At 64.0% G+C, this 12539-nt stretch carries 10 protein-coding genes; 4 read left to right on the plus strand and 6 right to left on the minus strand.

Annotated elements, in window-relative coordinates; translation table 11 throughout:
- The first annotated feature begins 86 nt into the window (after nt 1–86).
- Nucleotides 87–551 (plus strand): nuclear transport factor 2 family protein, encoded by a 465-nt coding sequence (locus tag QA649_RS32380; protein WP_283020766.1) that lies wholly within the window; start codon nt 87–89, stop codon nt 549–551.
- A gap of 99 nt (nt 552–650) precedes the next feature.
- Here QA649_RS32380 and QA649_RS32385 read toward each other — a convergent pair whose 3' ends face one another.
- From QA649_RS32385 to QA649_RS32410, 6 genes are all read right to left on the minus strand, one after another.
- Nucleotides 651–1325, minus strand: coding sequence for a spermidine synthase (locus QA649_RS32385; protein ID WP_283020767.1), 675 nt, complete (start codon nt 1323–1325; stop codon nt 651–653).
- 127 nt (nt 1326–1452) lie between these two features.
- A complete protein-coding gene (locus tag QA649_RS32390) occupies nt 1453–4689 on the minus strand; it encodes a cytochrome P450 (RefSeq protein WP_283020768.1) in 3237 nt (1078 codons plus the stop codon).
- A gap of 124 nt (nt 4690–4813) precedes the next feature.
- Entirely contained in the window at nt 4814–5809 is a 996-nt protein-coding gene (locus QA649_RS32395; protein WP_283020769.1) for an alpha/beta hydrolase, read from the minus strand.
- Nucleotides 5810–5819: 10 nt separating this feature from the next.
- Nucleotides 5820–7370, minus strand: a complete 1551-nt coding sequence (locus tag QA649_RS32400) for a wax ester/triacylglycerol synthase family O-acyltransferase (protein WP_283020770.1) — start codon at nt 7368–7370, stop codon at nt 5820–5822.
- Between the two features lie 45 nt (nt 7371–7415).
- Entirely contained in the window at nt 7416–8216 is an 801-nt protein-coding gene (locus tag QA649_RS32405; RefSeq protein WP_283020771.1) for an alpha/beta hydrolase, read from the minus strand.
- A complete protein-coding gene (locus tag QA649_RS32410) occupies nt 8216–8473 on the minus strand; it encodes a DUF6489 family protein (RefSeq protein WP_018648137.1) in 258 nt (85 codons plus the stop codon). The genes QA649_RS32405 and QA649_RS32410 overlap by 1 nt, the downstream gene beginning before the upstream one ends.
- Before the next feature lie 399 nt (nt 8474–8872).
- Here QA649_RS32410 and QA649_RS32415 point away from each other — a divergent pair, with 399 nt between their 5' ends.
- The 3 genes from QA649_RS32415 (at nt 8873) to QA649_RS32425 (ending at nt 12532) form a co-directional block, all read left to right on the plus strand.
- The gene (locus tag QA649_RS32415; RefSeq protein ID WP_283020772.1) at nt 8873–10468 is read left to right on the plus strand and encodes an ABC transporter substrate-binding protein; all 1596 of its coding nucleotides are present in this window, start codon (nt 8873–8875) and stop codon (nt 10466–10468) included.
- A gap of 104 nt (nt 10469–10572) precedes the next feature.
- Nucleotides 10573–11553 carry an ABC transporter permease gene (locus QA649_RS32420; protein ID WP_283020773.1) on the plus strand — a complete coding sequence of 327 codons (981 nt, stop codon included), beginning with the start codon at nt 10573–10575 and terminating at the stop codon, nt 11551–11553.
- A 10-nt stretch (nt 11554–11563) separates the two neighbouring features.
- A complete protein-coding gene (locus QA649_RS32425) occupies nt 11564–12532 on the plus strand; it encodes an ABC transporter permease (protein ID WP_283020774.1) in 969 nt (322 codons plus the stop codon).
- The last annotated feature ends 7 nt before the right edge of the window (nt 12533–12539 follow it).

The following is a 12539-nucleotide window of genomic DNA, read 5'->3' on the forward strand; positions in this document are numbered from 1 at the left end:
CCGGTGACTGTCTTAACGGAAGCCGGCACGAAAGCTATAGAGGCCTCCCTCGATCACAAAAGAGGCTGCGGCCTCTCGGAGCTCACATGCATCCCATCGTCCGCCCCGTCGCCATGATTGCGGCTTCCATTCTCGTGCTGGTTCTCGGAAACGGCGCCGCAATCGCCGGCAGCGCGCAGGAAGAAGCCAATCGCACCGCCGTGCTCGCCTTCTACGAGAAGGGCCTCAACCAGAAGGACGCCGATGCAGCCATCGCCTATATCGGCAACCGCTATGTGCAGCACAATCCAAATGCGGCGGACGGTCCGGACGGCTTCCGGAAGTTCATCGGCTTCCTCCGTGAAAAATTTCCGAACTCGCACAGCGAGATCAAGCGCAGCTTCGTGGACGGCGATTACGTCATCCTGCACGTCCACTCCGTTCGCGAGCCCGGCACCAGGGGCCGCGCGATCGTCGACATCTTCAAGCTGGAGAACGGCAAGATCGTCGAGCACTGGGACGTCGTTCAGGAGATTCCTGAAAATCCGGCGAACGGCAACACGATGTTCTAGCCGCGTAGCCCGGATGGAGCGCAGCGTAATCCGGGACCACCTTCCCCGGATCGACTGTCCCGGATTGCGCTACGCCCATCCGGGCTACAGAACAGCCATCTAGCTCTTCCTTGCCATCCAGATCACATGGCGCGCGCCGCCGCCCCTTCCGGTGGCCCGGACGTTGACTTCGTTCACATCGAAGCCGGCGGTCCGAAGGCGCCTGGTGAATGCCGGGTTCGGTCCTGACGACCAGACAGCGAGCACGCCTCCCGGTCGCAGCGCCGCCTTCGCGGCCGCCAACCCGCTCGCATTATAGAGCGCATCATTGCCCTTCCGGGTCAGCCCCTCCGGCCCGTTGTCGACGTCAAGCAGAATGGCGTCGAACGCCGACCGCTGTGCCCGGATGATTTCGCCGACATCGATTTCGCGGATGCTGACCCTGGCATCATCGAGGCTGTCGCCGAAGACCTCGGCCATCGGCCCTCGCGCCCAGGCGACGACCGACGGGACCAACTCGGAGACCACGATCTTCGCCTTGGCTCCGAGCACGGCCAGCGCCGCGCGCAGCGTAAAGCCCATGCCGAGGCCGCCGATGAGGATGACGGGTTTTGCGATCTTCTCGATCTGCTTTGCCGCGAGCGTCGCCAGCGCCGCTTCCGAGCCCGACAACCGGCTGTTCATCAGCTCGTTGGTGCCGAGCTTGATCGAGAACTCCTTGCCCCGCCGCATCAGGCGGAGCTCTTCGTCGGAGCCGGGGATTTTGGCGGTGTCGATCTTTTCCCAGGGAATCATGCGCGAGCTTTAGCACGATTTGGCTCGTAGCCTGGATGGAGCGAAGCGCAATCCGGGAAACGCCTTCGTGAGGAAAGACCGCCCCGGATTTCGCTGCGCGCCATCCGGCCACGGGAGCGCGCCTCGATCACCCGCCGGCCCAGACGTCGAGCACATAGCGGTTCTTCGTCCCCATCTCCTCGATCCAGCGCGCGCTGGCAGTGGCATCGCTGCCACTCTTCTCGCCATGGATCGCGACGAGCGCGGCCTTCACGTCGGGCTCCATTTTTCCACCATCGCCGCAGACATAGATGATCGCGCCCCGCTCGATCAGCGGCCACAGCCGGTCCTTCTGCGCGGCGAGCACGTGCTGCACATAGGTCTTCGGTCCGTCCGCGCGCGAGAACGCCGTGAAGAGCTCGGCAATGCCGGCGCCCGCCAGTGCTTTCAGCTCGTCCGCGTAGAGAAAATCCTGATCGGGATGGCGGCAGCCGAAGAACAGCATGGCCGGACCGAGCGTGGTCCCCTTCGCCTTGCGCGCCGCGCGCTCCTGGAGGAAGCCGCGGAACGGCGCAAGTCCCGTGCCGGGACCGATCATGATGATCGGCACCGATGGATCATCCGGGAGCCGGAAGCCCGCCTTGGTCTCGCGCACGGTGGCGTAGATGGTATCGCCCGCGCGGCGATTGGCGAGATAGTTCGAGCAGATGCCTTTGTAGACACCGCGGCCGGACGCGGCCGGCCCTGCGACCACGCCGACCGTGACGCTACATCGCGCCGGGTCGACCGACGGCGAGGACGATATCGAGTAATAGCGCGGCGCCAGCAGCGAGAGCATTTCCAGATAAGCGTGGAACGGCAATTCGCAGGCCGGATATTCCAGCAGCAGGTCGAACACGGATTTGCGCCTGGACAAAATCTCGGTGCGGTACCGTTCGAGCGTTTCAGGCTCCTCGCCGACGAAACCCAGCAGCTTCGGCTTGGTGACCGGGCAGCGGGTGTGATCGGCCATGATCTGGATCTGCTTGCGGGTCGCGACCTGCTGCAGTTCGACGAACTCGCTGAGCAGGCGGCCAACCGACACCGCCTCGCCGACCGGCAATTGCGCACGGCGGCCTTCTGCGACCTGAAGCCTGATCTGGTCGGCCGGCAGGAAGCCGAAGCGCCGAGCGACTGAGTCCACAAGCGTCGGATCGTTGCGCGGGACGACGCTCAAATGGTCGCCCACCCGGTAGCCGACATTGGCCGGCAATTGCACCTCGATATGACGCGTCGAACGCTCCGAGGGAGTGGGGCCGCTCTTGTTCTGGAGCTCGTCGTTGACGAGCACCTTCATCGCCACCGCGCCGCCCTGGGCGACGATGGTGTTAACGGCAGTGACCGCGACCGGCTCGATCGCATAGAGCGGATCGTCCTCCGCCGTGCGGGTGAAATTCCAGTCGATGCCGAATTCCTTGGTGGCGACCTGGGCCGCCGCCGGGAACCATTTCTGGAACTGGCCGTCGAGATCGCTGCGCGCGTCGCCCTCGCCGCGCGGATAGACCGCGCGGGCGCCATGCTTCGACAATTGCTCGTCGATGAAGCGCGGCACCGATTGATAGGTCGCCGCCCAATCGCTGTTGCCACAGCCGAACACGGCGTAGCGCACGCCGGCAAAGGCCTCCTTCGGCAGGTCGTCGCCAAGCCATTTGACGAACTGCGTCGCATTGTCCGGCGGCGCGCCGTTATAGGAGGCGCAGATGATCAGCACGCCACCCTCCTGCGGTAGCTTGCCGACATAGTCGTCGAGCGGCCCGAGATGCACGGCAAAGCCGTTGATCTCCGCGAGGTCCGCCATGCGCGTTGCGAGTTCCTCCGCGGTGCCGAGATTGGAGCCGTAGAGCACCAGCATCGGCGTGTTGTGGCCGGGCCGCGTGGTGGGCTGACGCTGCGTCTTCGGCGTCGCAGCCGCCGCGACAGGACCGCCGTAGGCGCCGCGCTCGCGATCGGCGCGCGGACGCACCTTGATCTTGAAGCCCTCCGGCTTCATCGTCAGCGTTTCCTTCAGGTGCATCTGGTAGCGCTGGTGATCGATCAGCTTGAAGCGCTGCAGGATCATGCCGAGCGCAAGCGCGGCCTCGTGCATGGCAAAGCCCCGGCCGATGCAGGCGCGCTGGCCGTTGCCGAACGGCTTCCAGGCATTGATCGGCCGTTTTGCTTCCGCCTCGCGGCTGAAATTCTCGGGATCGAAGGCGTCGGGGTTGGGACCCCAAACACTGGGGTCACGATGCAGCGCCGTCACCAGGATGGTGACGAATGTGCCCTTCCTGAGCTTGTACTTGCCGCCGCCGATGGTCTCGTCCTGCAGCGGCGAGATGCCATAGGCCGGCGCGGGCGGCCACAACCGCAGCGCTTCTTTGAGGATCTGCGTGATGTAGGTGAGCTGCGTCACCTGCTGGTAGGTCGGCTTCGCATTGACGTCGGGGCCGAAGACGCGGTCGACCTCGTCATAGGCCTTCTTGAGAAGGTCCGGGTGCTTGAGCAGTGCATACAGCGTGTAGGACAACAGGCCGCTGGTGGTCTCGTGGCCCGCGATCAGGAACGTGTTGATCTGGTAGCGGATGTTGACGTCGTCGAGCTGCTCGCCGGTTGAACGGTCAACGCCGGTCATCATCGCGGCGAGCATGTCCTTCTTGTCGTCGATCCCCTCCGCGCTCTTGCGGCGCTCGGCAATGATCTCGTCCACCATCCTGTTCATGAAGGCGACGTCTTCGGCGAGCGTCTTGCGGCGCTTCTGCATCCAAAGCTGCTCGAACGGCAGGCCGCGCGTCATCATGATGGTTTCGAGCGAACGCACCAGCGATTCGACGAAGGGATGGTAGTCGCGCCGGTAGAACGAGTTGAAGCGATAGTCGAAGCCGCACAGGCCGATCGTATCCAGCGTCAACGCCGTCATGTCATGGACGACGTCAATCTCGTCGTCGGCGTTGAGCCGCTCCCATTTCTGAACGAGCTGCTCGGCGATATCGACCATACTCGGGTGATAGGACTGCATGGCGCGGTTGCCGAACGGCTGCAGCAGGATGTTGTGCGCCTTGCTCCAGTTCGGCTCCCGGGTATCCGCGGTGAACAGGCCGTCGCCACCGACCGCACGCACGCGCCTGAGCGCGCCGCGCACCGTCTTGTCGAAACGCTTCTCGTCGGAGAGCTCGTCGACGAGATCGTGGCCGGAGACGACGACGATCGGCGAGCCCATCATGTCGAGCCAGAAGATCGGACCGAGCTCCTTGGCGAGCCGCGTCAGGTGCTGCACGGGCGCCGCCGAATCCAGCGACAGCATATTGCCGACCACCGGCTTGGTCGGCGGCTGCGGGATCGGGTCCAGTCGGTTCTTGGATGACGACATTAAATGCGCTTCCCCCTGCCTCGATATTCAACGTCGTCATTGCGAGGAGCCCTTGCGACGAAGCAATCCAGAGTGTCTCCGCGGACGCATTCCTGGATTGCTTCGCTTCGCTCGCAATGACGAGCTAGCCAAACCGCCTTCTACGCCATTCGATGAGCTTGGCGCTGACCTCTTCCGGCTTCTCCTGCTGCGTCCAATGGCCGCTGTCCTTCACCAGGTACTTCTCGAGGTCGGCGATGAGCTTTTCCATGCCGTCGGCCGCAGACGGCGGCAGCACCGCATCGTTCTCGGCCATGATCATCAATGACGGCACGTGGATGTGATGATCCAGTCCCTTCGAGCGCTCCCAATTGCGGGTGAAATTGCGATACCAGTTGATGCCGCCCGTGAAGCCTGTCTTCGTGAAGGTGTCGACGAACAGCTTCTTCTCCTCCGCCGACAGGATCGGCGTGCGCGGATCATGTCTGGCGTCGTAATTCGCGATCATCTGCGGGAATGCCAGGTTGATGCGGGGCGAAGCACCAATGCCGGCAATCGGCTGTTCCTCGGGCGCACCCGGAGGGCGCGCGGCCGGCTTGCGCATGAAGGCATCGAAGGTCTGCTCGACACGGCTGCTGAAGATCTTGTCCGGTCCGCGCGCGGGATCCTGGAACTGGACGATATACATCTGGTCGCCAAAACGCTGGCGGAACAGCGCGATCGGGTCGATCGGCGCGCGGTCCCAATGCGGGGTGTTGACGCCGACGACGCCGGCGACGCGCGTGGGGTGGCGCAGCGGCATCTGCCAGACGATGAAGCCGCCCCAGTCGTGGCCGACGAAGATCGCCTTGTCGATGTTGAGATGATCGAGCAGGCCGACGAGATCGCCGGTCAGATGCTCCATGTCGTAGTCCTCGACCGGCTCGGGCCGGTCGGTCGCGCCATAGCCGCGCTGGTCCGGCGCGATCACGCGGATGCCGGCTTCGCTCAGTGCCTTGATCTGATGGCGCCAGGAGAAAGCAAGCTCGGGCCAGCCGTGGCACAGAACCACCGGCGGCTTGTCGTCGGCCGGGCCCGCTTCGTAATAGCCCATGCGGATTCCGTTCGTCTGCGCGAACTTGAGCGGCGGCATTTCAATCATTGCAACACTCCTACTCGGCAGCACCCTTGATGTCCGCCGACGGCGGCATGTAGGCCGCCTCCAACGCGGCAAACTCCTCGGGCAGCATGTCGCACATCACCTGCACGTGCGGAATGATGTTGGCGCCGACGATGAAGCCGAAATCGAGCTGGTCGCGATAGCTCTGCACGGTGATGTTGAGCGCCTGCCCGTGCGTCGAGATCGACACCGGGAAGATGTGCAAGAGCTCGGCGCCGGCGGCGTAGAGCGTCTGCCGCGGCCCCGGCACGTTGGAGACGGTGATATTGGCGGCCGGCGGCAGCACATCCGAGAGGTTCGAGCGGCTGTAGAGCAGCGCCAGGATCTGCACCATGATCGGCGCGCCCAGCATCGAGATGTTGGAGACCTGCGGCATCAAGGCGCGCAAGGGATGCGACATCTCCTTGGACTTGGTCGATTGCGCGATGATCGCCTCCAGCCGCGCCTTGGGATCCTCGATGTTGGTCGCGATCGCGCAGATCATGCCGAACACCTGGTTGTTGGCCTCGGTGTTGCCTTCCTCGCGCAGCGAGATCGGCACCGCGGCGGTCAGGGATTTCGTCGGCAGGGTGCCATATTGTTGGAGGTAACGCCGGACCACGCCGGAGGCGAGTGCCAGCACGACGTCGTTGAGCTTGCCGCCGGCCTGCTTGGCCAGCGCCTTCGCCCGCGACAGCGAGATCGACACGCCGGCAAAGCTGCGCTCCGACGAGATCGTCTTGTTGAGCATGGTCGGCGGCGACACCATGCTGGCAAGGCTTTCGCGCGACTTCGGATCGGCGACCTTGCCGAGCACGTCGGACACGCTCTTGAGCACGGTCGGGATGTTGCCGGCGAAGCGCACCGCGCTCTCGATCTGGTACATCGCGTTGTCGAACAGGATCGAGCCGATGTCGCTCTTGCCCGTGCGCGGCAGCTGCAGGTTCTTCGCCGCTTGCGAAGCATCGAGCGGCTGGCTGAACAGCTGCTGGTAGGAATCGAGCAGGTTCGCCGCGATGTCGCGCGGCTCCTGGCCGGGCTTGGTGCCTCCCGTCGGCGGCTCGACCTTCCGCGGGATCGGCGAGATGTCGTAGATCATGTTGGTCAGCGCCGCGCCGGCGCCGCCGTCGATCGCGGCATGGTGCATCTTGGAATAGAGCCCGACCTCGTTGTCCTTCATGCCCTCGAACACGTAGAACTCCCAGAGCGGGCGGGCGCGGTTCAAGAGCTTGGCATGCATCCAGCCGACGATGCGTTCGAGCGTGGCGCGGTCGCGCGGCTGCGGCAGGCTGGCGCGGAAGATGTGACGGTCGATGTCGAACTGGTCGTCCTCGACCCAGGAGGGATGGTCGATGTCGAGCGGCGCCTTCTCCAGCCGCGCCTTCAGGATCGGCGCGATGTGCAGGCGCGAGACGATCATCGCCTTGAAGTCTTCGAAGAAGTCGCCCTTGTAGTCGTCGGGCAGGCGGAAGATCGCCATGCTTCCGACATGCATCGGCATCTCCGGCGTTTCCAGATACAGAAACGACGCGTCCAGCGACGACAGCTTCTTACCGTCAGCCATAGTTCCCTCCCGAATAATCGACGGGCGCCTTGGCGGCGCTTCTCGTCAGGCCGATACTGCCCGCTCCGGCGGGGCATATGCAATGGCAAAGGGCCCCACCCGGTCAAATGGCCAGAACTCTCCCTCCGGTTGCGCCAGGCGGTCCGCCACGGCCCACAGCACCGCGGGGTTCACGCCGAGCCCGATGTGGCTCGCCAGGTGCACCTCGATATTCTCGGCACGGTCGGAGGGATGCAACAGGCACGTCCGCCAGTTCACGACACCGTCGGCGCGCGAATAGATCGACGTCGCCGGCACCGGCAGTTCGCCGGCGATCGCTTCGCGCGCTTCCGCGAAATCCTCGACCCGCTCGCCGGACAGCGCCTCATAGAGCCGCGTGGCGTTGGTCGCGCGCACGTCGTTGGCAAAAGGGCTGCCGAGCGTGACGACGTAGCGAACCATGTCGGGCGCCCGAAGCGCGAGATCGCGGGCATAGACGCCGCCGAGACTCCATCCGACCAGGCTGACCTTGCGCCCGGTCGCAGCATGGATTTCGGCGAGACGCGTGCGCAATGCCTCCCGCATCCGCTCCAGCCCGCCGAGATTGCGGCCCATCCTCCAGGCATGTGCCTCATAGCCGAGCTCACTGAGATAGCGCCGCAGCGGCGCCATCGAAAGATCGCTGGCGAGAAAGCCCGGCAGCGCCAGCACAGGATGGCCGTCGCCTTTGGGCGCACGCATCAGCAGCGGCGAAAGCAGCAGGCTCGCGTTGAACTCGAACAGTCCACGGGCTTCGGCCAGCAGCAGGCCGAGAGCCGGCGGACGAAGCCGGCCTGGATCCTGCGCTCCGTCCCGCCCGGACTGCACTATTTCTTCTTGTCGCTGCTGCGCGGGCTACCGAGACCAGCCATGGTGACGAACATGTCCTGAAACCGCTCGGCAATCTTGGGATCGAAGGTGAACCAGCTCTGGATCAGCGATTCCGGCGAGACCTTCTCGATATTGCTGAGGACTTGCTGCTGCAGCTTGTCCATCACCGCCGTCTGCATCGGCGCCACGTCGGGCAATCCGAAGAACTGGCGGGCCTCGAGGGGGGTGCAGTCGATTTCGATGTTAACCTTCATGTCCCCTCCGGATGAGATTCGAGCGGCCTGCTCGCAGTATCACCGCGACACGGTGTGCAACGCAAGCGGCCTAAGGGGAAGCCGCTAGGACCGGCTTCCGCAATCGACGGGTATGGTCAATCAAATCGCCCGGCCGCGACCGCAGCGGACGACTGAAATGCCGGCGGCCGGCAGGGCCCATGTCGCTGCTTCCGGAGACCTCACAGGTCGAAAGTCGAATGTCGTTCGCGCGCCGGCCTCCCCTAGATTGCCGGGCAGCATTGCTGCACAGCGGTGCAACTTGGCGCGTTCCTTGCTGGAATGGCGCTTGCACGGGTCGTGAACTCTGGGCAACATGGATCAGTCAGCCCCGCCGAACAATCAAAAATCACCGGCGTGGCAGTGTGGAGAGGGTCAAGAATGTCAATCGGTCGAAGTCTGTTTGCGGCGACGCTCGCCGGCACGCTTGCGTTGGCGGTCTCGCCGGCGTCGAGCCAGACGCTACGTTATGCCAACCAGGGTGACCTGAAGTCGCTCGATCCCTATACGCTCAACGAGAGCACCACCCACGCCCATCTCGGGCACGTCTATCAAGGCCTCACCGCGCGCGACAAGGACCTCAAGATCATCCCGGCACTGGCAGAAAGCTGGGAAACTCCGGAGCCGACCCGCTGGCGCTTCCATCTGCGCAAGGGCGTGAAGTTCCACAACGGCGATCCCTTCACCGCCGACGACGTGGTGTTCTCGGCCGATCGCGTCCGCAAGAAGGGGTCCAACATGCAGACCCGCCTTGCGCCGGACGTCAAGGTCGTCAAGGTCGACGACTACACCGTCGATTTCGTGCTGCCCTCGCCCAATCCCATCCTGCTTAACTCGTGGGATGTCTGGTACATCATGGACAAGAAATGGGCCGAGGAGAACAACGTCGTCGATCCGACCCCGGTGGCGGCGACCACGCCGAGCTACGCCTCGCTCCACGAGAACGGCACCGGTCCTTTCATCATCGAGAGCCATCAGCCCGGTGTGAAGACGGTGTTCAAGGCCAATCCCAATTACTGGGGCAAGGTCGAAGGTAATTTGAAGGAGATCATCTTCACCCCGATCTCCTCCGACGCCACCCGCGTCGCGGCGCTGCTCTCGGGCGAGGTCGACGTCATCGAGCCGGTGCCGATCCAGGACATCTCTCGCGTCGATTCCAGCCCGAACGCCCAGGTGCTGAAGGGGCCGGAGCTGCGCACCATCTTCATCGGCTTCGACCAGATGCGCGACGAGTTGCTCTACTCCAACATCAAGGGCAAGAACCCGTTCAAGGACATCCGTGTCCGCGAAGCCTTCTACAAGGCAATCGACATCGAGCTGATCAAGACGCGCGTGATGCGCGGGCTGTCGACGCCGTCGGCGCTGATGATCGCGCCGGAGCTGTTCGCACTGTCCAAGAGCTTCACGCGGCCGAAATTCGATCCTGACGGCGCCAAGAAGCTGCTGACCGAAGCCGGCTACCCCGACGGCTTCGAGGTCACCATGGACTGCCCGAACGACCGCTACGTCAACGACGCCGCGATCTGTCAGGCCGTGGTCGGCATGCTTGCCCGCATCGGCGTCAAGATCAATCTGCTGGCGCAGCCGAAGGCGCAGTACTTCGCCAAGGTGCTCAAGCAGGGCGGGTACCAGACCTCGTTCTATCTGCTGGGCTGGACCCCGAGCACGATGGACTCCCACAACGTGCTTTACGACATCATGGGCTGCCGCGACGATGCGAAATCCTCGCGGGGCGAGGCCAATCTCGGCGGCTACTGCAACAAGGAGTTCGACGCCATCACCGACAAGGTGCTGGTCGAAACCGACGCCGAGAAACGCAACCAGCTGATCAAGGAGGCCTACCAGATCGGCATCAAGGACTGGTCCTACATCCCGCTGCACCAGCAGGCTCTCGCCTGGGGCGTTTCGAAGAAGGTCAACCTGCCGCAGCGCGCCGACAATCTCGTCATGTTCCACTGGGCGACCAAGAAGGAATAGCGTTAATTGAACACGAGGTCCCGGCAGCGTCAGGCTTCCGGGACCTTTCCTTTTCCGGCTGACAAGGACGTCGGCCGTACGCACACCCAAGGAAAGTGGAAGGCATGCTCGCTTTCACGCTTCGCCGCGCCGTTCAGGCCATCGGCGTCATGTTCGCCGTCGGCATCATCGCGTTCTCGATGTTCCGTTTCGCCGGCGACCCCGTCAACCAGATCGTCTCGATCGACACTTCGGCGGCGGAGCGCGCGATCGTGCGCAAGTCGCTCGGACTCGACGATCCCGTGCCGGTGCAGTTCATGCGCTATTTCGCCGATGCCGCGCAGTTCAAGTTCGGCGTCTCCTACCAGTTCCGCCAGCCGGTCTCGGCGCTGCTCAGCGAACGCATGCCCGCGACGCTGGAACTGGCGATCTGCGCGACCGTGTTTGCGATGGTGTTCGGCATCCTGATGGGCGTCTATTCGGCCCTCAAGCGCGACACCGTGCTCGCCAAATTATTCCAGGCGGTCTCCCTGATCGGCATCTCGCTGCCGACTTTCCTGATCGGCATCCTCCTGATCTACCTGTTCGCGGTGACGCTTGGCTGGCTGCCCTCGTTCGGCCGCGGCGAGGTGGTGAAGCTCGGCTGGTGGACGACGGGGCTGCTGACGCTGTCGGGCCTGAAGGCGCTGATCATGCCCTCGATCACCCTCGGCCTGTTCCAGATGACCCTGATCATGCGGCTGGTGCGCGCGGAGATGCTGGAGGTGCTGCGGACCGACTATATCCGTTTCGCCCGCGCGCGGGGGCTGACCACGCGTGCGATCCATTTCGGCCATGCGCTGAAGAACACCCTCATTCCCGTGATCACCGTGGCCGGACTGCAGTTTGGCTCGGTTATTGCATTTTCAATCATCACCGAAACCGTGTTCCAGTGGCCGGGCATGGGACTTCTGTTCGTCCAGGCCGTGCAAAACGTCGATATCCCGATCATGGCCGCCTATTTGCTGATGGTTTCGCTGATCTTCGTCACCATCAACCTGGTGGTCGATATCCTCTACACCGTGGTCGACCCGCGCCTGCGCGCGACAGTCGGCCGCGCCACGTAAGGCAGCCTGCATGTCCGACGCAGTCGTCTCCAATTCCGATCGGAAGAGCGCGCAACCGCCCCACGCCCGCAGCTGGTTCAGCCGCGCGCTCGACAGCGACGTGTTCTATTCGTTCCGCCGCTCCAAGCTCACCATGGTTGCGGCCGCCATAACGGTCGTGTTCTTCCTGCTTGCGATCTTTGCATCCGTGCTCGCGGTGCAGAACCCGTTCGATCCGGCGCAGCTCCAGTTGATCAATTCGCGGATCTCGCCGCTGTGGACCGCCGACGGCCAGAGCCCGTTCCTGCTCGGCACCGACGAGCAGGGCCGCGATGTGTTCTCCGCCATCCTCTACGGCATGCGCATCTCGCTCGCCGTGGGCGTTGCCGGCGTGATCTTCGCCGGCGCCCTCGGCATCGCGCTCGGTCTCATCGCCGGCTATTTCGGCGGCGCCGTCGACGGCGTCATCATGCGGATTGCCGACGTGCAGCTCACCTTCCCCGCCATCCTGATCGCACTGCTGGTCAACGGCATCGCAAAGTCGATCCTCGGCAACCGGCTGGACGCCACCAGCATGCTGTTCGTGCTGGTGATCTCGATCGGCCTCAGCTTCTGGGTCGGATATGCCCGGACCGTGCGCGGCTCCGTGATGGTCGAGAAGAACAAGGACTACGTCGCCGCCGCGCAGCTGATCGGCCTGCCCGCGCCGAAGATCATGCTGCGCCACGTGCTGCCGAACACGATGGGCCCGATCCTGGTCATCGCCACGATCAACCTTGCGCTCGCCATCATCACGGAAGCAACGCTGTCCTTCCTCGGCGTCGGCCTGCCCGACACCATGCCCTCACTCGGCACGCTGATCCGCATCGGCAACAACTATCTGTTCGCCGGCGAATGGTGGATCGTCGCCTTCCCCGGGCTCGCGCTGGCCGCGCTGATCCTGTCGATCAACCTGCTCGGCGACTGGCTGCGCGATGCGCTCAACCCGAAGCTTCGATGAGTACGCC

The sequence above is a fragment of the Bradyrhizobium sp. CB1717 genome (genome assembly GCF_029714325.1).
GTDB lineage: Bacteria > Pseudomonadota > Alphaproteobacteria > Rhizobiales > Xanthobacteraceae > Bradyrhizobium.